This window comes from Acinetobacter sp. KS-LM10 (genome assembly GCF_036896575.1).
Classification (GTDB): Bacteria; Pseudomonadota; Gammaproteobacteria; order Pseudomonadales; family Moraxellaceae; genus Acinetobacter; species Acinetobacter avistercoris.
Genome location: NZ_CP145906.1, coordinates 398,465 through 422,481, shown reverse-complemented (window position 1 = coordinate 422,481; position 24,017 = coordinate 398,465). Strand labels below are relative to the sequence as shown.

The following is a 24,017-nucleotide window of genomic DNA, read 5'->3' as shown; positions in this document are numbered from 1 at the left end:
CCACTTATAAAAAAAGATACAGCACTAAATCATGCTATATCTTTTCAAACAATTGAATATGTAATTTGTTAACTAGTTCAAATCAAATAACTTACCTGGGTTCATAATGCCATTTGGATCGAATACTAATTTTAAAGCTTTCATGTATTCGATTTCTTCAGCTGAACGCGTATATTCTAAATATGGTTTTTTGGTCATCCCAACACCATGTTCCGCAGAAATTGAACCATCATATTTTTTAACGGTTTCAAATACATACTTATTCACCACCTGACATTTTGCAAAGAAGTCATCTTTGCTTAAATCAGCCGGCTTCAAAATATTTAAATGCAAGTTACCATCGCCAATATGACCGAACCAGCAAATATCAAAGTCTGGATAGTTTGATGCAACAATCGCATCAATTTCTTTAATAAATGCAGGAACATGAGTAATCAATACAGAAATATCATTTTTGTACGGCGTAAATGGTGCGATCGATTCAGAAATATCTTCACGTAAACGCCATAAGCTTTCTACTTGATCTAAGCTTTGACTCAGCACGCCATCATGCACCCAACCTTGTTCCATACAATGCTCGAATATTTCCATCGCCTTGTCCATGATCGGCTCAAACGGCGCTTCAAATTCTAACAAGACATAGAAAGGACATGCTGTTTCAAACGGACGCTGCACATGACCATGATCTAGCACTTTCTGCATCGCAAGTTCACCAAAAAACTCAAATGCAGTTAAATCAATTTTGGCTTGGAAGGCATGAAGTACAGGCATGATGGCATCAAAATCAGGCACACCCAATACCATCACTTGCAAATCTTGTGGCTGACGTTCAAGTTTAATTTCAGCTTCAGTCACTAAACCTAAAGTACCTTCACCACCAATAAACAAGTGTTGAAGTGCGTAGCCAGTTGCATTTTTAATCATACCTTTGTTGATACGGAGCACATCACCTTTACCGGTTACCACCGTTAAACCGAGTACCCAATTACGAGTCATCCCGTATTTGATTACTTTAATGCCACCCGCATTGGTGCCAATATTTCCGCCGATTTGCGATGAACCCGCAGAAGCAAAATCAACTGGATAATACATGCCTTGTTCTTCAGCATAATTTTGCAGCTGTTCGGTCACGACGCCTGCTTGAACACGCACCATGCGGTCTGCTGGGAAGAATTCCAAAATTTGGTTCATCTTGTCCATGCTCACCACAATTTCGCCATTCGCAGCTACTGCACCCGCGGATAAACCTGTACGTCCACCCGATGGGGTAATCGCAACATTAAACTGGTTTGCAAGTTTTACAATCGCTTGAACCTGCTCTGTGGTGGAAGGTAAAACGATGACTGAAGGGCTTGGATCAAAATGTTTGGTGTGATCGCGTCCCCAATTTTCAAGACTATCCCCATCAGTTTTAATACGGTTTTCACCCACAATTGCTGTTAATTGAGTCAGTAATTCAGGTGTTAAAGCGACTTGAGCATTCATCGTTTGCGGACCTAGCAAGAAATTTACGAATTTTGGAAAGTCTAAAATTTATTCCTTTATGACTGATTTTTAAAGAAACATTTTTAGACTGTTATGAATATAAACCAAGCACGATGGGATTGGTTCACTTCACGATTCTCTATTATAAAGCATTTTCCTGTGAAACCCTGACAAAATAAGACATTTTGATAATGCGCTTAGATATGATGCAGTTAATTAGACCACACTGCACCTACAACGACTGCCCTATGGTAAAAATAACCAACATTGTTGTCATAAAGGAAATGTCTATAGCGCGTTCTCGTATGTTATTATACCGCCACTAAATTTGGCCTTTGTAGCGGAGCCGTAATGAGCCAACATCTCTCTTTGCCTAAAGATAAAATTCGTTTCTTGTTGTTAGAAGGCGTTCACCAAAACGCAATCGACACTTTAAATGCTGCTGGGTACACCAACATTGACTACCGTAAAACTGCGCTTGAGGGTGAAGCGTTGAAAGAAGCGGTAAAAGATGCTCACTTCATTGGTATTCGTTCTCGTACTCAATTGACTGAAGAAGTCTTTGAAGCAGCGAACAAACTCATTGCTGTGGGTTGTTTCTGTATTGGTACCAACCAAGTGAATTTAAATGCTGCCATGATTCGTGGTATTCCAGTATTTAATGCACCTTACTCAAATACACGTTCAGTCGCTGAGCTTGTACTTGCAGAAGCAATTCTCCTTCTTCGCCGTGTACCTGAAAAATCAGCAGATACGCATATCGGTGGTTGGAATAAATCTGCGGTGGGTTCATTTGAAACACGTGGTAAGACTTTAGGTATCGTCGGTTACGGTTCTATCGGTTCGCAACTTTCAGTTCTCGCTGAAAGCTTGGGTATGAAAGTGATTTATTATGATGCAGTGACCAAATTACCTTTAGGTAATGCACGTCAAGTTGGCTCTATGGCTGAACTTCTTGCGACTGCTGACGTGGTGACACTTCATGTGCCAGATGTTCCGTCTACACGTAACTTCTTTGGCAAAGCACAATTTGCTCAAATGAAACAAGGTTCAATCTTCATTAATGCTGCACGTGGTACGTGTGTCGTGATCGAAGATTTGGCAGATGCGATTAAAGCTGGCCACATTGCCGGTGCTGCGGTCGATGTATTCCCGAAAGAACCAAAAGCGAATGGTGAGGAATTTGTTTCACCACTACGTAACTTACCTAACGTGATCTTAACACCGCACGTTGGTGGTTCAACCATGGAAGCGCAAGCGAACATTGGTCTTGAAGTGGCTGAGAAATTCGTTGCGTACTCAGATAAAGGTATGACCTTATCTGCAGTCAACTTCCCTGAAATCGCACTACCATTGACTGAAGGTAAACATCGTTTACTACACATTCATAAAAACGTGCCAGGCGTGTTGTCTAAAATTAACAATTTATTTGCTGAACATGGGATCAACATCTCTGGTCAATCATTAATGACCAAAGGCGATGTGGGTTACTTGGTGATGGATGTTGACGCAACAGCATCTCAAGAAGCTTTAGATACACTTCATCACGTTGAAGGTACGATTCGCGCACGCGTATTGTTCTAAAATCACATTGTTCTAAAATCAATTTGTTCTAAACAGTCTGATTTTAATTCATCGGATGTTGTTGAAGCCACAGCTTTCGAGCTGTGGTTTTTTATTTGCAGTTAAAATCCAACATGCTCGATGGCTCAAACATCTAAGATTAAGTTCGCGTTTTATGCTTCTTAAAATCGTCATCACTTAACGTCACCACTTAATGTCATAACTTTAGATAAAGCAGATATAGCCAAAACAAATGTTCAATATGAAAAATATGCCTCAACTGCAATCTATCCTGTTATTGCTTATCGCAATGATCAGCTTACAAAGCAGTGGCTCACTTGCCAAAGTCTTATTCGATCAGTTTCCAGTGCTCACCGTATCTGCACTACGACTGTGTTTAAGTGCGCTCATTTTGGCCGTGATTTTCAAAATTTGGCAGCTCAACGTTAAACATGTGAAATGGAAAGCCATTCTCAGTTATGGCTGTGCATTGGCTGGCATGAATCTACTCTTTTATTTAGCGATTCAACGTCTACCCTTAGGCATTGCCGTATCTGTTGAGTTTATTGGGCCACTCAGTGTAGCCCTCTACTACGCTCGACAAAAGTTTGACTTCATCTGGGTTGGATTAGCAATTTTAGGTTTAATTCTGCTCTTTCCATTTAACCAAGCATCGCCAAGTTTAGATCCGACTGGTCTGCTCTTCGCGTTGGCTGCCGGTGCATGCTGGGCGCTGTATATTGTTGCTGGACAAAAACCATCGGGTATTTCGGGTAATCATACTGTCTGCTTAGGCATGTTCGTTGGAACAGCGATTTTGCTCCCGCTCGCTATCTTTATGGGCTTCCCCAATAAGGTGTTTGAATCCTCAAACTTTATTTATTTTATCGCCTTGGCTATTTTAGCCAGTGCACTTCCTTTCAGCTTGGAAATGATCGCTCTGCGCAATTTGACTGCACTCAGTTTTGGCACACTAATGAGTGTTGAGCCTGCAATCGCAGCCTTATCAGGTTTTGTATTTTTAAATGAACAACTCCTCTGGAACCAATGGCTCGCGTTGGCAACCATCATTTGTGCATCTATTGGCTGTACATATACAACACAGCAAGCCAAGCTAAAAGTTAAAGATTGAGAATTGAGAATTGAGAATTGAGAATTGAGAATTGAGAATTGAGAATTGAGAATTGAGAATTGAGAATTGAGAATTGAGAATAAAATCTATAATGGAGTTTGCGCGTATCTTCCACTCTTTAACATTAGATTTAGTTTAGTCACTATTTGCTTCAGCTTTTAAACAGCTTTATAGGATTAAAAAGAATATAAAAATAAACTCAAAGCGTGCTCGTCTAATGGAATTGTTCTGCTGCTAACCAAGAATAAATGTTAAAATTTAAGCAATAATTCCAATATCATTGCACCATGCCAAACACCCAACTTACCGCTGTCCTGTTTATGGTTTTGTCCATGGTGGCCTATCAGATCAGCGCATCATTTGCCAAGCAACTGTTCGAAGTACTCGACCCTTTTACCGTTGTGACTTTAAGGCTATGTTTTGCCTCTATTTTAGTTGTATTGATGTTTCGTTCGTGGAGAATCTTCAAACGTTTACCACATTTAAAATGGAAAAATTTGCTGTTTTATAGCGGCTCTGTGTGTTTGATGAATGTGTTGTTCTATGCTTCACTCGGCAAACTCCCGCAAGGTATTGCTGTTGGCTTAGAGTTTTTAGGCCCACTCACCTTGGCATTACTTTCTATTCAATATAAAAGTGATTATATCTGGGTCATTTTGGCTATTTTTGGCGTCGGATTAATGGTGCCATGGCAAGATGCCAATGCTGCAAACTTTTCATTTATTGGTGCTGCTATGGCGATTGGCGCAGGTGTCTGCTGGGCAGCTTATATTTATTTTGGTCAAAAAGTGGTTCGACAAAATATTGGGATGCACGCACTCAGTATTGCTATTGTGCTTTCCGCTCTCGTATTATTGCCGATCAGTGCAGTCCATAATCCAACAGCATTGATCAAATTTGAATACTGGCCGCAAGCGCTTTTGATTGCTTTATTGGCAACAGCCATCCCTTATGCATTAGATTTATTGGCCTTAAAAAGCTTATCCAAAATGAGCTATGGCACTCTTTCGAGTCTGTCACCCGCGCTTGGGGCTCTGGCAGGTTGGTTGCTCCTTAAAGAGCAGATCAGCTTGCTTCAAGGGGTTGCCTTACTTTGTATTATGGTCGCATCGGTCGGCGTAACCTTTAGAGCCAGCAGACGATCAGACTCAACTCTAGCAACGACAGATGAATCATAAAAATAAAAGATTAAAAAAAGATGGCTTGAGCCATCTTTTTTATTGCATTAACTTAAACCCGATTGCCGTTTAGACTAGACTGTCTTTTTCAATCTTTTTATATTTGCTGTATTCACTTTGATATTTTTTTGCCAAAGACAACTTTTCTTTATCTTCTAATATTTTTCCTGCTTGTTGAAAAAAGCCATGTTCCTCTTCTTTCAGATGATGATGTACCGTTTCCGATAGTTTTTTAGCGATCGCTAACCAGCCCGGGTTACTAAATTCAGTTTCGGTCAATTGCTCAAGCAATTCATCCATTTCATGATGTTCAGCCAGCGCATGACGACTAATGTTTAAACCTGAATCTGTCATCATCAAAGGAATATAAAAATAACGATCTTCTGCCACGGCATGCGCAAAAAGTTCATTTTTTAATTGATCAAACAGCTCACGACGTTCTGGCGTATCCCCTGAGGTTGTCACTAACTTTTCAGCCAAATCACGTTGTATCTCATGACTTTCTCTTAACGCTTCAAAAATATTCATCTGTTTTCCTTTCTTTTAAGATCTGTTATATGACGATTCTTTTGACGAACAATAGGAATAAACTAAAGGACACATGATTTAAAATGCAGCAATAATGATCTGTGTGTAGCCCAATCTTAAGAAATCTAGCGCCAACAACACAGAGCAATCATGCTGCAATTTGTATGAATAAGTTTAATGTTGAGAATGAGTTACATTAAAAACATCTGATAAGCCAGACGACAAATCAGAATGCTCACCAAAATCAAAAATAAAATTCGAATAAAACCACTGCCATATTTAAGCGCCATTTTCACGCCCACCAATGAACCAAACACATTGGCGACAGCCATCATCAAGCCCAAAGCAAACAACACATTACCAGTCGGGACAAAGAAACTTAGCGCTGCAAAGTTGGTCATAAAATTGCCAATTTTAGACAAGGCAGAGGCATGTAAAAAATCAACTTTAAGATAACGAATAAAATAGAAAATGAAGAAGCTGCCTGTACCAGGTCCAAATATCCCGTCATAGAATCCAATCGCCAAACCACCAAGCCCTGCTAAAATCAGCATTTTCCGACTCAGTTTCTGCTGAAAATGCACCTGACCAAATTGTTTTTTCATGAAGGTATATAACGCAATCACGATCAACATGAACAACACAAAAGGTCGCATTATTTCTTGCGGTATCATCGAAACACAAGCTGCGCCTGCAAATGAGCTTATAAATGCGGTGACGGCGATCACCGCCAATAGCTTCCACTCTAATTTAACTTTTCGCATATACGTATATGCGGCTGAAGCTGTACCAAAAATAGATGCCAGCTTATTGGTTCCAAAAATCGTCGCAGTAGAATATTGCGGTAATGCACCCAGAAGTGCAGGCGTTTGAATCAAACCTCCACCACCAACCGCCGCGTCAATTGCACCTGCAAAAAATGCAAAAAAGATGAGGCTGACAATAATTTCAACTTCCATACTTTAGACTCACCTGATTTGTCGTTCTTTTTTCAATTTAGTGGTTTATTTAATTGGTGGTTTATTCTGGTAATGCGTTATTCGATTACTTGTATTCGAGCAAAGGTTTATTCTGTTAGAGGTTTAATACACGTTTTGGCACTAAACGTTTTTTATCGGTAATTTCAGCCAAACCTAAACATTTTTCACCATCAAACACTAAGACTTGTGCTTCTTCTGCATGTTCAATATTACTTTCCATACCACGACTGAAAAACTCTGCTCTGCCTTCAGGTGCTTGTACTTTGGGAAAATGATCCACTGGTGCATAAGCAGGTAACAGTAAATTTTCACGCTCTTGCTCAGTCAGCGTTTCCAAATATTCAATGGTATATTCAGGTATAAGATCGAAATGTCCTGTTTGAATACGATGTAAATAAGTTAAGTGGCCATAAGTGCCGAATGCTTTGGCAATGTCTTCACCCACAACACGAATATACGTCCCTTTTGAACAGGTAATATCTAAAGTAATGCTGTTTTCAGTAAAGGATAAAAGCTCAATGGCATATAAATGAATCGGACGTGCTTCACGTTCAATTTCAATCCCTTTACGCGCCAACTCATATAAAGGACGCCCTTCTTTCTTAAGCGCAGAATACATCGGTGGAATTTGAGTACCTTCACCCAAAAATTGGCGAATCACTTTTTGGATCGAAGCATCGCTAAGTTCAGGCACCTTAGCCTCTAACAAGACTTCACCTTCAACATCGCCCGTAGTCGTGCTGTGACCCAATTGAATGGTCGTTTGATAACGCTTATTGGAATCTAATAAATAATGAGAGAATTTAGTGGCTTCGCCTAAGCAGATCGGCAATAAACCGGATGCCAACGGATCTAAAGCACCTGTATGACCGCCCTTTTCTGCACGATACAACCAACGTACTCTCTGTAATGCAGCATTCGAGCTAATCCCCAACGGTTTATTCAATAAAAATACGCCACTAATATGGCGACGCTTAATTCTTGGAGATTGTTGAGACATACAGTAAATTTCATCAAAATTTGATAACGCTATCTTATCAAATCCAGTAATTAAGTTTTACAAATTTAAGTTTTGATTTTGTTTTGAGTATGGCAAATTAGCAACTCATTACAACAATAATGCAATTATTTCAAAGGATTTGAAATGCAACAAAATCAAAAGAAACGATTGATTATTTTTTCTGTATTTATTATTGCCGCGATTATTGCTTTCATCTTTTGGTTGAAACCAACCGCTTTTAATTCATCTAAGCAAGCACAACCTGCTGAACAACAACTGAATCCCTTAGAAACGAGTACAGCCACAGTTCAAGCCAATGCTCAAGGTCAGCTTTTCTCCAGTGCCAGTCAGCAAGATATTCAAATCAATTGCCAGCTGAAAATAGATGCCTCAAATCGTTTAATTGTGAACGAAGCGACTAAAAACTGTTTCGAATTTTTTATGACTCAATACGGTGAAAAAGAAATTCAACAGATTAAGATTGATTTCGTCACCTATGCAACGGCTACTTATACCGAACCGCTACTGTCTCAACTTACCGATTTATGGTCGCGTTATATGCAGTATCGTGAGCAAATGGGTCGCCTTGATGCACCAAACATCGACAAAGAACAAGCGAGTTATTACAAAGCAATTTTTAATAATATAAAAAATCTGCGCAAAAAATTCTTTTCTGACTATGAAAGTGAAGGATTATTTGGTGTGGAAGATACGTATAACGATTATACCCTTGCGCGAATGAGCGTGATGGAAAATAAAAAACTCTCTGAAGCGGAAAAAGCTCAGAAACTTCAAGCTTTATTTGAAGACTTACCTGAGGATTGGAAAGAAAACCTCAAGCAACTTTCACAGCTGGAAGATTTAAAAAAACTCACCGCTGAGATTAAAGCGCGTGGCGGTAGTCGTGAAGAAATCCGTCAAATGCGTTTGAATTTGGTCGGACCTGAAGCCACCCAACGCTTAGAAAATCTAGATGGTCAGCGAAGCAATTGGAAAACTCGTGTAGATGGCTACCTTCAAAATCGTGACAGCATTTTAAAAAGCAATATGAGTGACAGTGCCAAACAAACGGCGATACAACAATTACGCAATCAAAACTTTAATAATCAACAAGAGCAATTGCGTCTGGAAACTTTTGAATCTGTATATGACAAAGGAGGAAAGCTCCCTTATGGCGATTAACTTAATCGCAGCGGGTCATCAATATTCGACATGGATATGTTCAGAATATAAATCGGATGATTATTTAAAACAGCGAATCATCATCACCGAACAACAAAAATGAGAGCACTTAAAATGAAATGGAACGTCAAACCAATCATATTTACCTTGTTATCATGTGGCTTCATTACGTCCACATCCTTCACACATGCGGGAAATACCAGTCAAATTAAGGAGCGATTTGTTACTTCTACATATGCCAAAACCAAATATCCATTGGTATTTGCACACGGAATGGGCGGCTGGATTCGAGCTGGCATTGATGAATTGGGCGTAGATTATTGGTATCAAATTTTGCCTGATATTGCACGTAATGGCGGCAATGTATGGGCAACACGTGTCTCACCTTTCAACTCTTCTGAAGTTAGAGGTGAACAACTTTTACAACAAGTCGATGAAATTATCGCACTCACCGGCCAACCGAAAGTAAATCTACTGGGACACAGTCACGGTGGTCATAGCATCGCCTATGTAAGCAACGTCGCTCCTGAAAAAGTAGCGTCCTCTACCGCAATTGCCAGCCCCCTAAAAGGCTCTAAAGTCGCCGATTTAATTATTTCCGTTCAGAATAGTCCACTCGAGAAACCCTTGGTTGATGTGGTTAATTTTGCGTCCAAAATGCTGGTCTGGGCACAAGGTCTCGATCCAAATAGCTTCCCCCATGACTCACTCAGCGCGGGTAAAAGTTTAAGTTTACAGGGTTCTGCCAAATTCCAAGCTCAATATCCACTGGGTATGCCAAAAACTGCATGTGGCGAAGGCCTTGCGACTGAAAAAGGTATTCGTTTCTACTCATTTGGTGGCACGGGAACAGTGACCAATGTACTTGATCCAGATATGCTCTTAGGGGTTACAGCTAAACTGACTGATCCTAAAGGCGATAATGATGGCTTGGTCTCACGTTGTAGTGCCAAATATGGCAAGACCATTCGTGACAACTACAACTGGAACCATTTAGATGCAATTAATCAGTTCTTTGGTTTAACCGCCATTCTTGCTCCAGATCCAGTTTCAGTCTATCGCCAACATGCGAACCGATTAAAACTTCAAGGCCTGTAAGCCATTTCATTAAAACGCTCAATTCAACATATCGGATATTACTCTGATGAGTGATATCCTTTTTTTAGGATTTATTCATATGCAATTAAAACCAAAAGATAAGCTCTTGTTTTAACTATTTAATATTCACATGACTTGATACTGGTTGTTTTAGAGATGCTTAAAGCCCTACCATCGTTAAACCGCTGGTCGCTTAATGCAGCAAGCATAAAATGGTGACGATATAATCAATTTAGCACTAGATTGTGCAAGAAACATAAGAATAAATAAGGACTTTTTATGGAAACCACACTGTTCTGGCCTGCTTTAATTTCAAGCTTCAGGTCTATTGATGCAAAGACTTCGGCTCCATCTAAAAAAGTAGATGCTCAATGTGAGCAATCAAACTTATCTAAAATCCAATATTTCTTAGTTTTCAGTTATGGCTTGACTGAATCTTCGCGTTTTATTGCTAAAAGCTTGAGTTTAGCTTGGCATCAAAATGTATAAACACACTTTATAAATAAATCTTTATTAAGCACAAGCAATTGAAAAATAGTTTCTTTTAAAATATTTCTGACAATATGTAAGCTTTATTTTTAATTTATTTCTTTTTACTCAACCATTTTTTATTAATGGCCTCATTCTTCTCAATGATCGATTTTTATATATAACCCATAGGAGATCTAAAAAAACTGATTCATTCCATAAAACAATAAATGTGAGAATTTCATTCATGGAAATAAAACTTTTAAATTTAGCCGTTGGATTAAGTCTTTTGTTAGCAATATCCAATAGTAATGCTCAAGTTCTTGAAGTCAAAGGGAAAGCGAACAGTGATTATGCGCAAACAAAATATCCCTTACTTTTTGTGCATGGCATGTTTGGTTTTAGCAAATTAGGCACACCTGAGTTTGGCATGGATTATTGGTATCAGATTTTGCCAGATTTCAAACGTAATGGCGCTCGTCCTTTTGCAGCACAACTGTCCCCACTCAACTCAACGGAAGTCAGAGGTGAACAATTACTCCAAGATATTGACGATGTCCTTGCGCTCACAGGACAAGATAAAATCAATTTAATCGGCCATAGTCATGGTGGCCCAACAGCACGCTATATTTCAGGCGTTGCACCAGAAAAAGTTGCATCTATCACCACTGTCGGTGGTTCAAACTTTGGTTCTCCAATCGCCGATTTTGTACAAGGCGCTAAGCCATTAAATACAGTTTTTGCAGCGATTGTAGATTATATGATTTCACCGATTATCAGTTTCAGTCAATTACGTAGTAATTTACCGAGTGATTTCAAAGCATCCATCCACGATCTAACGTATAACGGCAGCCAAGCTTTTAATGCCAAATTCCCTTTAGGTTTACCTACTGAAGAATGTGGAAGTGGACCTGATTCTGCGGATGGGATTTCATTCTACTCATGGACAGGAACAGCAATCACCACCAATATTCTTGATCCAGACACAACGCTCACTGCTGCAGGATTCATTGCGTTTAATGGTCAAAAAAATGATGGTTTAGTCAGTCAGTGTAGTAGTAAGTTTGGTAAAACTATTCGTGACGACTACAAACTCAATCACTTTGATGAAGTTAACCAAGTGCTAGGATTAAAAAGCTGGACAGCACCAGATCCTGTTTCCTTATATCGCCAACATGCGAACCGCTTAAAGCTTGAAGGTTTATAACTTTAAATTTTAGAATAAAAAAATGCGCCTAAGGGCGCATTTTTTAACTCAAGATAAAACTTAACTTTAGCCTAAACTTAAGAAGCTTTAACTTTACGAGCTGGTAACTTTTCACGGATACGTGCAGCTTTACCAGACAATTCGCGTAGGTAATAAAGTTTCGCACGGCGAACAGCACCACGACGTTTAACTTCAACTTTAGCTACGATTGGAGAATGTGTTTGGAAAACACGTTCAACACCGATACCGCTAGAAATTTTACGTACTGTGAATGCAGAGTTCAAGCCACGGTTTTTAATCGCGATTACAACACCTTCAAAAGCCTGAAGACGTTCACGATCGCCCTCTTTAACTTTTACAGAAACAATTACAGTATCACCTGGTGCAAATGAAGGTAGATCTGTTCTTAATTGTGCATTTTCAACAGCTTGTACTAAAGGATGCTTACCGCTCATGGGGTATCTCCGATATGTGCGAGTCAGAAGAGGTCTGATCATCGCTGGGTATAGAGGCTAAAGCGCATAGACCCGATTATCTTTCTCTTTATCGTTGACCATCTCAAACAATAAAGAGCCTATTTAAAGAATACTCAAAATCAAATTTAAGTATTTGCTTGAAGCTAAACTTCTCGCTTTACGCTCGGATAAAGTAATATTTTACTTATCCTCACTGATCTTTTAGCCATTTTTTTTGCTGCTTGGTCAGTTCGACTTGTTCCACCAACTCTGGGCGGCGCTCAAGTGTACGCTGATAGCGTTGCAAAAACCGCCATTTTTCAATATTTGCATGATGCCCAGATTTTAACACCTCAGGCACATCCAAACCTTCAAAATGATCTGGCTTGGTATATTGTGGGCAATCTAAAAGACCATCCACAAATGAGTCTTGTACGTGTGATTGCTCATCAGACATGACATTCGGAAGTCTCCGAATAATACTGTCCAATAAAACCATCGCAGGAAGCTCCCCACCCGATAAAACATAATCACCAATTGACCATTCCTGATCAATATAAGTCTGGATCAAACGTTCATCGACACCTTCATAACGACCACACAGTACAATTAATCCATCATATTCGACAAAATTTTGTACCGCAGTTTCATTTAAGGTTTTCCCTTGCGGTGACATATACACCACAGGAACCTGAACACATCCCGCTTGCGAAGCAAGCTCTTTGGCATGTTTAATTGCTTGAGACAAAGGCTCAGCCATCATTACCATGCCTGGACCACCACCAAATGGACGTTCGTCCACTCTTTTGTAGTTACCCGTTGCAAAGTCGCGCGGATTAATACAAGTGACTTGTATCAAATCACGTTTTGCTGCACGCCCGCTAATACCGTAGGCTGTAATCGCTTCAAACATTTCAGGAAAAAGCGTAATCACTGCAAAAAACATCGCAGATTCCTCTATTTTCCGAATGCGTTCATCCTTTAAGGATTAGTAATCTACGCCCCAATTGACGTAAATACGACCAGCTTCAAGATCAACACGCTGTACCACATCTTTATGCCATGGAATCATGCGCTCTTCAGCATCAACGCTGTCTGGTGTTGCGTGAACCACCATCACATCGTTAGCACCTGTCTCAAACATTTCATGGATTTTACCGAGATTCACTTCTTGTTCAGCATCGTCCAAACCTAACACTGTTAAGCCTTTCAAATCTGTCCAGTAAAACTCGTCCATTCCTGCTTTCGGAATTTGCGTTTTAGAAATCCAAACATTGGTTCCAACCAAGTTATCTGCTCCAGTGCGATCAATCACACCTTTAAGCGAAACAACCAAGCCTTTACCGTGCGGTTTCCAACGTTTTACATCTACACTTTGCCAACCTTCTTTGGTCTCAATGTACCAAGGAAGATAATCAAAGATGTTGCTCATTGGTTCTGTATTGGAATAGATCCAGAGCCACCCATTTAATCCATATGCTGAACGTAACTGTCCAATCTGAATACGATCTTCGGGAACATTCTGTGTTGGTATCATGGGCTACCTACTACTTAATGTAAAATTATGCAGCAGCTGCAGCTTTCTTAGCTTGAGCAGCTAAAGAAGCAACACGTTCAGACGGTTGAGCGCCTTGAGAAACCCAATGAGCAAAACGATCAGCATCTAAACGAAGTTTTTCTGCTTTACCTTGAGCTGTAGGGTTAAAGAAACCAATACGTTCGATGAAACGACCGTCACGCGCATTGCGGCTATCAGTTACAATAACTTGATAGAAAGGACGTTTTTTAGCACCACCGCGTGCAAGACGAATTACAACCATGATAGAACCTTATAGTTTTTACGGATTATCCACGCACCGACCATCGGAACATTTCAAACCCCTTTCATAGAGGGCAATATTTTACGTTATATTTACTTCGAAAGAAAGATCAAAAATTGTTTATCCACAATTTTGAATTTATTGTTTTACCGCGCTATGCCAATTGCTCTGATTGGATAAGCTACATACCGCTTTAGCTTTGATCCAGCAACGTTGATTTTTTTCATTTATCATTAGGCTTCCATCCCCTTCAAGTATTGTACCTTGTCGTGGCGATGCGACCAACACCCATTTATTTTCAGTTATTTCTTTGAATTCTAGATCATACATCGGATCACTATTTTCAGGAATGACACCTGAGTGACCGAGATCCTTTAATGAAATTGGGACCGAGGTGTGATCTGAAATTTTCAAAAAAGTATGATGAATCACTTGGTACTGCTGTAAACGACTCGCCAAAGCCAATATTTCAGATTGAGCTTCGACTCGCTTGGTTTTTCGAATGTGTTCCTGATATGAGGGATAAGCAATCACAGTAAGAATACCTATAATCGCGACTACACACATTAACTCAATCAAACTAAACCCACGATTACCATTGATCTGCATGTGCATGGCATCCTTTATAAGCTTTGATATTCTCCAAGTCACTGGCAATGAGATGATTATGTTTGCAACGAATACCGGTGCTGGTCAGCAATAGGGCATCAAAATTAGTCTTTAACGGAATAGCACTGATAGCCCATTTTTGTCCAAGACCCTGATCTGTATGAAGTAGAGTTTTATGAGAAGCTTCTGAGATATCTGCAATCGAAATAATATATTTTGCATCGCTTTCACTTGGAAATTTAAAGCTACTCAGCGCTGTAGAGTGATCATAGAGATACTTGGCATCAAACCCTCGATAAGAAAAACTCTTGGTTTTGTAACGTTCAAGTTGTTCTGCGATTTTAGATATTTCTTGTTGTACTTGTACTGTGATTGCTCGCTTTGTATAGGCCTGATAAGACGGAATAGCAATAGTGACAATGATCGTGATCATGATCATGACAACAACGATCATCAACTCAAGTAAAGTAAATCCCTTATATGTATTCATCATTCACCTACTGACGCTCAAACCAGTTATAGGCTTTCAGCTTTTTTGTGGTTGTGTAGCGGGTATTTCCATCGCCAAGCAACGTTATTTTTTTCTGTCCCGCTTCTGTGATTGCAATTCGATTTAGCTTCGTCAAACCATCTGACTTATGATTTGAGATCGTTGCATTTTTCTTGTTTTGAATATCTAGTGCTGAATGAGCATCTCCGCAAATTTCATAAGGAAGACAGAGTTGTAAGGTACGACTTGAACCTTTAATTCCACCGCTACATTGGTTGGGTTGCTGAGACGAAGGGTCGTTTGGGTTATACAACGATACATAAAGGTCAGAATGCACAGGACTATTTGCGATAGCAATATATCCATTCATAGCTTTGACAGTACCTGTATCTTTTCCTTCATCCATCCCTGTCGTTTGTCTCAACACATAATACCAACCTTTTTTTTGTTTGCTTAAAAGCGAATGGATAGAAGCTGTTGATATATTTGACCAATCCAGTAAATCAGCCTCAGTGATCTGTTTTGAATTATTGTTTAAATTAATGTTTGAATGATTCGAAGTTGAGCTAAAGAGGTCACGTTCAGCCAATTCATAATCATGCAGTACATAAACGCGATGATCTGCATCATTTTCTGTACTTAGCGGAATACTCCGATTGCCAGAAGCTAAACTTAATACGCCAAATCTTTGCCCCGATTGATCATGAATCGTTAAGGCTGGCATTTCGTAAAATTTCTGATTAATCTGACTAAAATCTGCTATTTTTTTAATTCGTCCAAAGCCTTCTGCTTTTGTTTGTCGTTTATTATTTAAATCCACTCGCCATACTTGGCCACCCAAATCACCAAAATATAAATGATCAACCAAGCCATCTGCATTGCGATCAAACACTTTAATTTGACTCACCACGCTATATTTTAATTCTTTATTGCGCACATCTGTTGAACCAACCTGAGTAATCTCACCAAAACGCGCATTCCAAAGCAACTCTCCAGTGTTGGCATTGAAAATATATATGCCAGCTCCTTCATTTGCAGTATTTTGCGTCAAACTTGTTTTGGGTTGATACCCCTCTGTCTCGTATGCAGTGTCGTAACCTCCACCTACGATTAAGACATTTTGGATAAGCCCATTCAACCTTACTTTAGCGATGCTTGGCTTAGACCAACTTTGCCCCATCGCTTTCAGCGCTGGATTGACGACAGATGTCGATATTCCTGCTTTCCCACTGCGAATAGTTCCCGATGTCGGATCGATGTGAAACAAGAATGATGGCGATGCTGGAGTCATCACATTTAAGCCATAGTAACTTTTTCCACCCATGCGCATCCCACCATACACATTGGCTTTTGATGCGATTATTTTTTTATTTTGCGTATCAACGCGATAGGCAACATCTGAAGTCCATGCGCCATCAATTCCATACAGTGGATCTGGGGAGCCAATCATTGTATTGGATTGGGCTAATAGTGCATCACGCTTGTTTGGATCTTGGAGAATTTCATGCGGTAAAAATGCAAACTCTTCAACACCAGTGTCTTGATCAATCATATGCAATAAACCTTGCATCGTGCCAAAAAGCAAATAATCCTTACGGTGACTTAAACCACCCATTTCTCCAATCTTCTCTCCCGCTGTCTCACTATATTTGGCTTCCAACGTGATCAGCAAAGGGTCTGAGTGCAGCACACCCCCTAATTGTCTCATCGGTTCTAAAGTATTCACTTTGGACAATGAATCCCAGACATAACCCGACGCTAAGCCATTTAAAAAATCTTGATCTAAACGATAGCCCAAAGCAGACAATAAATAAGGCTGATAAAGATTTTGTCTCCAGCCTTTTAAATTTGAATCGAGTTGAGTTGCAGTAATTACATCCTTAGTTGTGATTTTCGTTAAAGCACGGTCTGCCACAACAACGTTTGCGTGTTGCCCTGAACTTGACCATTTTGCATTGATGAATATGGGCCGTGTTTTTATTTGTTCTGCATCATTGGCCTTCATCAGATTCGGCTGCGCCATCGGTATGCCTAATCTGGAATAGACACCGCCTTCAATTGCACTAAAACCATCATCCTGATTGCTGATATTCCAAAAATCACGCGTATTGGTCTGGAGTGCTCCCGACGGATTAAGCACTTTGCGACTGATCTTATCGATCATTTCACCCTGCAGATTCAATGTATATTTTTTTAAATTACCGAGCCATAAACGATGTGTGGAGCCGAATTTTGAATTTACATGACTTATTTTAGGTTGAAACTGAGGTGCAAAAATATAAGGATACGGTGTGTTTGATAAAGGATCTAAAGGTGTAACGTAACTTCCGAAACTTGCAGATTCAAAATTTCCAGATGAGACTTCAAGCAGAAAATTATTCAATGCTTGCTGAATATCTTCTCCCGTGGTTGCTTGGGTATACCCCCCTATTTCATTTCTTGTGCCTAAAGTGTCACCTTTACCAATATTATTCCCCAATATTTTTAAAGCCTGGGCATTTAAACTATTTGAAACTGTCGCACCAATGCCCGTATAAGAACGATCAAAAATACAATAATTCAAAAGTCCACTCTCACTTGAGGCAGTGCATGTTTCATTCGGATGTTTTTGAAAGAGCGGACCAAATCCTACAGTGGAGGTATAAATTCTTTTCTGACGAGCATCGCTTGTAAGCTGTGTCTGATGAGCGAGCCGCTGTACAATTTTACCCACACAAGCCCATGAACTTCTGTTCTGCCAACCAGACTGTTGAACTGAGGCTGAGCCGAGATCATCCATTTTTATCGGATAATTACGTGTAGCCATCTCCTTAAACTCGCCATTATAGGTCGGTGCCGAAGATCCTCCTTTCGCCGTTGTATAATGATAATAAACATCGTCCAAGGGTGAGTTTTCACAACTAAAACTTGGATCAGCCAAAGCATTTTTCATGACAGGTAATACCGTGGCAGATCTAAGACCAACTGGCGCCCCATCACTTAAAAAAAACACGCCTTGAGTACTACATTGAGCATCACTGCTTGTTAGTTTTGACAAAGGTGCAATATAAGAACCATCAGATTTTCGCGTACCGATTGGCGCTAAACTTGTTCCAGATAATCCTTTTGAATAATTTGAGTATTTTGTCGCAATAGTATTATCTAAATTATTTAAGTTTTCACCATCGGTTCTATTGCCCAATAAATACGCATAAGTTTCAGCAAGTAATAAGGGGGTTGGTGTGCTTCCCACTGCAGAAATATTCTGAATATTACGAATCAGATCTGCACGATGTGTGATTGAAAGAGGCTTTGCTTCCATCAGTATTTTAGATGAACGTGCAGCTTCGCCATCCTTCAGCCAATCACTGCTGTTGCCTATTTCATTGGTTGATGTGAAAACTGAAATTCCAATATAGGTATTTTCTGGAATATTGAATTGCCCAGAACTGTCTTTTGCATTTAATGCATCAATGAGCGAACTTTTTAAGGCATTGATTCGTGAGACCAATTGTCCTTTATAGTAAGCATCGACAGAAGTCATACTTAAAGAGTTATCAATCGCCAACATCAAAATTGGATTATTTTTAGCTGTAGGATGCTGATATATTTGAATATCACTGGCATTACCTACATTTTCCATAAGCACGCATGCGCTCAGTATTGCCAGCGCATGTACAATGATTTTCTGTGTAACCGTAGACTTTATTTTCAATTTATTATTTTTCATTATTCTACCTACAACGATCTGTCTATAACGATTTACCACCACGCTTTAACCGCAAGGCTTTCATGATAAAGTTTTAGTCCTATAGCTTTATCTACAAAGTCTGATCTAAAAAATATTAATTCGCACGTTGAACCGCATCAAAAATATAGCTTTGAACTTGTGTATTAAAGGGAACACCCAAATTGCGCAAACAATCTGAGATCGTTGTTGCTGAACCTATTAAAGGTTGTGCACTGGGACGTTTTAAACATTGTTGTATTTCTTGTGTTTGGCTAGTCGAAGCCAGTATAGGAATCAAAGATGTTGCATAAACTGTAATTCTTTTATTCTTAGCGCCCTGTCCCAAGCTTTCATTATCCGTGCCTAAATTGACATGATTCAATGGAATATCATCTTCTTCTGAAGAAGGTGGGCTTGCGATTATTGAAACTTGGGTCATCTGAGCTTTACGAGCGCTAGCATAATCTGCTTCAGCGCTCAAAGAACAAAATCCTGATACACCATTGATTATAATATCTGACATCGCATCGTTCCATTCGAGCAGACTGGTATTACTCACATTAAACGAAGTTGAACTCGATTGACCCCTGAAACAAAAAACCACTTCGTCACCTTCATTTTGTATGACATAACCTAAAAGACTTAATGGATTTGCACTTTTAGCCACGTACCCGCCCAAGCCCAAGTGATAAAAAACAGTATCTGAAGATTGCATTAATAATTGCTGCGCTTGACTATGAGTAGCCACACTTAGACTCGTTAGGCTCTGTCTTATTGCCCAAGTGCCAATCATGGTAATGAGCATTAATAAAACCAAGACAACGATCAATGTCGCGCCTTTGACTTTTTTCATTACAAACCCTCCGCGGCATCTGTCACAGTTAATCCATTTCTTAAGGCAATGGTTTGACTGACGACTTGACGTATATATTTTGAGTTTGTCCCTTTGGCTTTTTTGAGTTGCACAACTTGATCTAAAACTTGAAATTCCTGATCATCCGATACCAGATTGGATTGACCTATACTTTCTGTTGAGCGAAGCAACACTCCGATTTGTATCGAATTTATTCTGGGCCGTGGAAACTCATTTATTTTTTTATAATCTTCAATAGCGATGTATCTTTTATTGGCCGTGTTGCTTTCATTCGATATTCCCAACAAATAGTGAAAATGATCAACGCGGTACATCAAAATTTGCCCAACGGTGCCTCCAAATACTGAGGGGCTTTTGACATTTCTTAAAATAGTCGTACTTTCATCACTCACATATGAACCCGCTTCACAAGCCAGCACTAAGGCTGAATGAGGGTCCAAACTGTTTTTAATATCCTCTCTTAAAAAAAATCTTTGTACAATAAAACGTCCCGCTGTATAGCTATTTCCTTCGCAGTCGATACCGTTACGATCTGCATAGAATTGCATCACCAACTGATCACTCCCTAAACCAATTGAAGTTTGCAGCCCTGACGCAGAGTCCGCCGCTCTCGCATTAGTCACTAAACCTGATTTAGAAACTGGAATTTGAGCAGAACTCACAATCGTTCTCGGCAAATTAAGTGGAATCGTGTTATTAGAATGGTTTAGAGCGCTGACTGTGGGTAAAAGAGGTGCTTGTGCAGAGGTTATTACAATCCCACCATTCTTTAGACGATCATTGATTTTATCCATCTGTCCATAATTAGACTTACGCAGCTCATAGGTGACAAAGCGTAAACCAAAAGTGCCATTGTCTTGTACATCAGCCATTCCCTTTTGCATGATGTAACTTAATTGGCCTGAGAAGAACAATTGAACTGCTGCTGCGGTAATGAGTAATCCAAGCGTAATGGAGACCATGAGCTCTACGATAGTGAAACCACGACGTTTGCAATACATCAGTAAAGCTCCATCACGATACATTGTGCTTGAGGTAAATAGCTTCCACCATTTGTACAAGCATCAGGATCTGAGCCGCTATCAATCGCTTTCGTCTCGCCCCAAGCTACATAGATGCATCTTCGGTCTTGTCCAGCATGGGTTTGCTGACAATTCGGCATTTTAATCTTCATCGCCAATTGATTTGCTTGCCTTATAATTTGCGCGACATCATATGCGGTAAATTGAGCCAAAGTTGGACATGGATTTGTCGCTCCCAATTGCACACATGCTTTAACTGAAGCGCTTGGTGATTCAGCATTCAACCTACGCGCATATTCAGAATACTGGCTTGCATTGGCTCGAATTTTTTCAGAAAGATCACGAGCCAAATTCATTGCTTGCATTTTATTCATTGCTTCACGCGAAGCATCAATAGCCCTGAGTTGTAATAAAGCAAACCCAATAACACCGATTGCTAATATAAATAATGCAATCAGCACTTCGATCAGGCCTACACCCAGCTGTTGATTTCGCATCAAAAACTGCCCCGACTAAGAGGTCCAGAACAATGTTGAATACATGCGAATTGCAGAGACTGAAAGATTTTGAGATGCGAAATTCTGAAAAAGGAAATAGACAAGACATTAAAAAATTCAATGAGGGGTTGAATCGACTTCTGCTTTATGAATTGAATATGGTGTCGAGGACGTATAAAAAAATTGGATTGAATAAAGATGAAATGCGTTTTCTGATTACGGTGAGAGTAAAAATGCACCATCCAACGATAGAATAAAAAAATACACATCTGAGTCTGTGTGATTAAAATCATGCACGTCAAAATGAAAACAATAAAGGATAAAGTGCCTAATTGCACATAGGGCATATTGTTCTACTCTTATACTTCTTCTTATTAGATACGAAAGTAATATTTATAATATAAAAACAAAATACAGATACGATAGAAGGTAGTAAAATGCGGACAAGAGCACATTATGTCTATTTTATCTGTTCTCTTGCCACACATCAATACACTAAAGCTCGTGTTTTAAGCTTCGGCTTAAGCTTGCGTCACTTGAATTCTTAATTCTTTTGGCAGACTAAATGTAATATTTTCTTCACGCCCATTTAATTCTTGCGGCGAACTTGCACCCCAATCTTGTAAGCGCTGAATCACTTGTTTAATCAGAATTTCTGGTGCAGAAGCACCCGCAGTAACGCCGATTTTACTCAAGTCAGCAAACCACTCTTTTTTAAGCTCATCTGCATTATCAACCAAATATGCATGCTTACCCATTCGCTCAGCCAATTCACGTAAACGATTCGAATTTGATGAGTTAGGTGAACCCACCACCAATACTACATCGCATTTTTCGGCTAAATCTCTGACTGCATCTTGACGGTTCTGAGTTGCATAGCAAATATCGTCTTTTCTTGGGCCTTGAATTTTTGGGAATTTACTGCGTAAAGCATCAATCACTTTTGCCGTATCATCTATCGATAACGTAGTCTGAGTGACGAATGCTAATTTTTCAGGATTAATTACATTGAGCTCAGCCACATCAGCTTCATCTTCAACCAAGTAAATATGACCACCTTTTTTGAGGTCATATTGCCCCATGGTGCCTTCGACTTCAGGATGCCCTTCATGCCCAATCAGAATCGCTTCGACACCTTCACGTGCATATTTAGTCACCTCTATATGCACTTTGGTGACTAAGGGACAGGTCGCATCAAAAACTTTTAGACCACGACGCTCTGCTTCTTGTTGTACGGCTTTAGAAACACCGTGCGCACTAAAAATCACAATATTGTCATCAGGTACTTCATCAAGCTCTTCGACGAAGATCGCGCCACGCTGGCGTAAATCATCAACGACAAATTTATTGTGAACCACTTCGTGACGGACATAAATCGGTGGACTAAAACATTCCAGTGCACGATTCACAATCGCAATGGCACGGTCTACACCTGCACAAAAACCACGTGGATTAGCCAAAACAATTTCCATAGGATCCTCAATGTTCACTTAATTTCATGGACAACTCACAATAAATTTGCAAACAAAATGCGAATTGCTATTTTGTTTGAAACTCGTCTGCTCTAAAATAGAGAAGATATTTTATCATATCAGGAAAAATATCATGTCGGGTCTCTTGTTTGTCGTTTCAGCAGCATCTGGAACAGGCAAAACATCGTTAGTGAAAGCCCTACTTGAGCGCGTAAGCAACTTACACGTTTCTGTTTCACACACCACACGTGGACAGCGTCCTGGCGAACTTGATGGTGTTCACTATCACTTTACCAGTAAAGAGCTCTTTTTAGCACAAGTTCAAGAAAGTGGTTTTATTGAATATGCAGAAGTATTTGGTAACTATTATGGTACTGCTCAAGCAACAGTAAGAGAACAATTGGCCAAAGGTCATGACGTTCTGCTTGAAATTGACTGGCAAGGTGCAGAACAGGTACGTAAGCTTTTTCCTGAATCTAAACAAATTTTCATCTTACCACCAACTCAATTTGATTTGCGTCAGCGTTTATCTAATCGCGGAACAGATGCGGTAGATATTATCGAGCATCGTTTAAGCTGTGCAGTTGAAGACATGCAGCAATATGTAAACTTTGATTACATCATTTTAAATGATGATTTTAATAAAGCTTTACACGATCTTGAGTCCGTTATTCACGCTAATCGTTTATCGGTAGAGCAACAATCTGTGCGTCATCAGGAACTGATTCAAAAATTAATCACACCTAAATCGTGATTAAACTTGAGTCTATAGACGAAGCAATTTATACTTCGCAGTCTATTGAAATTTTACTTATAACTGAGAAGTCTTATGGCACGCGTAACCGTTGAAGATTGTTTAGACCATGTGGACAACCGCTTTGAGCTTGTACTAGTGGCAAGCAAGCGCGCGCGTCAACTGGCTCGTCAAGGTATCGAACCTACTGTAGAGTGGGATAATGATAAACCGACTGTCGTTGCATTACGCGAAATTGCTGAAGGTCATGTCAGTAAAGATATTCTTAAACAACGTGATCAAGATTACCAAACTTCAAGTTTAGATCTTGCACTTTCTGCAAATAATTTGAACTTGGATGGTTTCTCTTTCCAGTAAGTTTTTTGCATCATAAAATGGCCTAGTCTTTGTACTAGGCTTTTTTATTGCACTTTATTGATATAAACAATCGACAGAATCAAAAAAATTTGTTAAAAAATTATGTAGTTTTTGATTTGAAAACTTGGCACTTTGTG

At 39.6% G+C, this 24,017-nt stretch carries 24 protein-coding genes; 9 read left to right on the top strand and 15 right to left on the bottom strand.

Annotation, left to right across the window (positions count from 1 at the left end; genetic code table 11):
- Positions 1-72: 72 nt before the first annotated feature.
- Positions 73-1,485: an FAD-binding oxidoreductase gene (locus tag V5M36_RS01925; protein WP_338561458.1), complete on the bottom strand. Its 1,413-nt coding sequence runs from the start codon at positions 1,483-1,485 to the stop codon at positions 73-75.
- A 351-nt stretch (positions 1,486-1,836) separates the two neighbouring features.
- Between V5M36_RS01925 and serA the strand changes: the two genes are divergently transcribed.
- The 3 genes from serA (at position 1,837) to V5M36_RS01910 (ending at position 5,358) form a co-directional block, all read left to right on the top strand.
- Positions 1,837-3,069: a phosphoglycerate dehydrogenase gene (gene serA, locus V5M36_RS01920; RefSeq protein ID WP_338561456.1), complete on the top strand. Its 1,233-nt coding sequence runs from the start codon at positions 1,837-1,839 to the stop codon at positions 3,067-3,069.
- A 232-nt stretch (positions 3,070-3,301) separates the two neighbouring features.
- Positions 3,302-4,180 carry an EamA family transporter gene (locus V5M36_RS01915; protein WP_338561454.1) on the top strand — a complete coding sequence of 293 codons (879 nt, stop codon included), beginning with the start codon at positions 3,302-3,304 and terminating at the stop codon, positions 4,178-4,180.
- Between the two features lie 287 nt (positions 4,181-4,467).
- Positions 4,468-5,358, top strand: a complete 891-nt coding sequence (locus tag V5M36_RS01910; RefSeq protein ID WP_338561452.1) for an EamA family transporter — start codon at positions 4,468-4,470, stop codon at positions 5,356-5,358.
- A gap of 69 nt (positions 5,359-5,427) precedes the next feature.
- Here the strand turns inward: V5M36_RS01910 and V5M36_RS01905 are convergent, their stop codons facing one another.
- The 3 genes from V5M36_RS01905 to truB all read right to left on the bottom strand — a co-directional run bounded on the left by V5M36_RS01905 (position 5,428) and on the right by truB (position 7,866).
- Complete coding sequence (locus V5M36_RS01905; RefSeq protein WP_338561449.1) at positions 5,428-5,886, bottom strand: hemerythrin domain-containing protein; 459 nt, start codon at positions 5,884-5,886, stop codon at positions 5,428-5,430.
- A gap of 191 nt (positions 5,887-6,077) precedes the next feature.
- On the bottom strand, positions 6,078-6,845 hold the full coding sequence (locus tag V5M36_RS01900; protein ID WP_338561447.1) for a sulfite exporter TauE/SafE family protein: 768 nt from the start codon (positions 6,843-6,845) through the stop codon (positions 6,078-6,080).
- Positions 6,846-6,960: 115 nt separating this feature from the next.
- Positions 6,961-7,866, bottom strand: coding sequence for a tRNA pseudouridine(55) synthase TruB (truB, locus tag V5M36_RS01895; protein WP_338561445.1), 906 nt, complete (start codon positions 7,864-7,866; stop codon positions 6,961-6,963).
- A 144-nt stretch (positions 7,867-8,010) separates the two neighbouring features.
- On the opposite strand from truB, the gene V5M36_RS01890 reads away from it, so the two are divergent.
- The 4 genes from V5M36_RS01890 to V5M36_RS01875 all read left to right on the top strand — a co-directional run bounded on the left by V5M36_RS01890 (position 8,011) and on the right by V5M36_RS01875 (position 11,821).
- Positions 8,011-9,048 carry a lipase secretion chaperone gene (locus V5M36_RS01890; protein WP_338561443.1) on the top strand — a complete coding sequence of 346 codons (1,038 nt, stop codon included), beginning with the start codon at positions 8,011-8,013 and terminating at the stop codon, positions 9,046-9,048.
- 114 nt (positions 9,049-9,162) lie between these two features.
- Complete coding sequence (locus V5M36_RS01885; protein WP_338561441.1) at positions 9,163-10,146, top strand: esterase/lipase family protein; 984 nt, start codon at positions 9,163-9,165, stop codon at positions 10,144-10,146.
- Positions 10,147-10,425: 279 nt separating this feature from the next.
- Positions 10,426-10,635: a hypothetical protein gene (locus tag V5M36_RS01880; RefSeq protein WP_338561439.1), complete on the top strand. Its 210-nt coding sequence runs from the start codon at positions 10,426-10,428 to the stop codon at positions 10,633-10,635.
- A gap of 226 nt (positions 10,636-10,861) precedes the next feature.
- The gene (locus tag V5M36_RS01875) at positions 10,862-11,821 is read left to right on the top strand and encodes an esterase/lipase family protein (protein ID WP_338561437.1); all 960 of its coding nucleotides are present in this window, start codon (positions 10,862-10,864) and stop codon (positions 11,819-11,821) included.
- Positions 11,822-11,898: 77 nt separating this feature from the next.
- Here the strand turns inward: V5M36_RS01875 and rplS are convergent, their stop codons facing one another.
- The 11 genes from rplS to ispH all read right to left on the bottom strand — a co-directional run bounded on the left by rplS (position 11,899) and on the right by ispH (position 22,769).
- Positions 11,899-12,276 (bottom strand): 50S ribosomal protein L19, encoded by a 378-nt coding sequence (gene rplS / locus V5M36_RS01870; protein ID WP_338561434.1) that lies wholly within the window; start codon positions 12,274-12,276, stop codon positions 11,899-11,901.
- Positions 12,277-12,487: 211 nt separating this feature from the next.
- Complete coding sequence (gene trmD / locus V5M36_RS01865) at positions 12,488-13,222, bottom strand: tRNA (guanosine(37)-N1)-methyltransferase TrmD (protein WP_338561432.1); 735 nt, start codon at positions 13,220-13,222, stop codon at positions 12,488-12,490.
- Positions 13,223-13,264: 42 nt separating this feature from the next.
- Positions 13,265-13,813: a ribosome maturation factor RimM gene (rimM, locus tag V5M36_RS01860; protein WP_338561430.1), complete on the bottom strand. Its 549-nt coding sequence runs from the start codon at positions 13,811-13,813 to the stop codon at positions 13,265-13,267.
- A gap of 25 nt (positions 13,814-13,838) precedes the next feature.
- On the bottom strand, positions 13,839-14,096 hold the full coding sequence (rpsP, locus tag V5M36_RS01855) for a 30S ribosomal protein S16 (RefSeq protein WP_067655474.1): 258 nt from the start codon (positions 14,094-14,096) through the stop codon (positions 13,839-13,841).
- A 138-nt stretch (positions 14,097-14,234) separates the two neighbouring features.
- Complete coding sequence (locus V5M36_RS01850) at positions 14,235-14,705, bottom strand: type IV pilin protein (RefSeq protein ID WP_338561426.1); 471 nt, start codon at positions 14,703-14,705, stop codon at positions 14,235-14,237.
- Positions 14,689-15,195, bottom strand: coding sequence for a type IV pilin protein (locus tag V5M36_RS01845; protein ID WP_338561424.1), 507 nt, complete (start codon positions 15,193-15,195; stop codon positions 14,689-14,691). The genes V5M36_RS01850 and V5M36_RS01845 overlap by 17 nt, the downstream gene beginning before the upstream one ends.
- A gap of 7 nt (positions 15,196-15,202) precedes the next feature.
- Positions 15,203-18,904 (bottom strand): PilC/PilY family type IV pilus protein, encoded by a 3,702-nt coding sequence (locus tag V5M36_RS01840; protein ID WP_338561421.1) that lies wholly within the window; start codon positions 18,902-18,904, stop codon positions 15,203-15,205.
- Between the two features lie 115 nt (positions 18,905-19,019).
- On the bottom strand, positions 19,020-19,757 hold the full coding sequence (locus tag V5M36_RS01835) for a PilX N-terminal domain-containing pilus assembly protein (protein ID WP_338561419.1): 738 nt from the start codon (positions 19,755-19,757) through the stop codon (positions 19,020-19,022).
- Positions 19,757-20,779: a PilW family protein gene (locus tag V5M36_RS01830; protein ID WP_338561416.1), complete on the bottom strand. Its 1,023-nt coding sequence runs from the start codon at positions 20,777-20,779 to the stop codon at positions 19,757-19,759. Before V5M36_RS01830 ends, V5M36_RS01835 begins: the two co-directional genes overlap by 1 nt.
- Entirely contained in the window at positions 20,779-21,297 is a 519-nt protein-coding gene (pilV, locus tag V5M36_RS01825; RefSeq protein WP_338561414.1) for a type IV pilus modification protein PilV, read from the bottom strand. The genes V5M36_RS01830 and pilV overlap by 1 nt, the downstream gene beginning before the upstream one ends.
- A 521-nt stretch (positions 21,298-21,818) precedes the next feature.
- Positions 21,819-22,769, bottom strand: a complete 951-nt coding sequence (ispH, locus tag V5M36_RS01820; RefSeq protein WP_338561411.1) for a 4-hydroxy-3-methylbut-2-enyl diphosphate reductase — start codon at positions 22,767-22,769, stop codon at positions 21,819-21,821.
- A 133-nt stretch (positions 22,770-22,902) separates the two neighbouring features.
- Here ispH and gmk point away from each other — a divergent pair, with 133 nt between their 5' ends.
- The gene (gene gmk, locus V5M36_RS01815; protein WP_338561409.1) at positions 22,903-23,523 is read left to right on the top strand and encodes a guanylate kinase; all 621 of its coding nucleotides are present in this window, start codon (positions 22,903-22,905) and stop codon (positions 23,521-23,523) included.
- Positions 23,524-23,598: 75 nt separating this feature from the next.
- On the top strand, positions 23,599-23,880 hold the full coding sequence (gene rpoZ / locus V5M36_RS01810; protein WP_004809957.1) for a DNA-directed RNA polymerase subunit omega: 282 nt from the start codon (positions 23,599-23,601) through the stop codon (positions 23,878-23,880).
- The last annotated feature ends 137 nt before the right edge of the window (positions 23,881-24,017 follow it).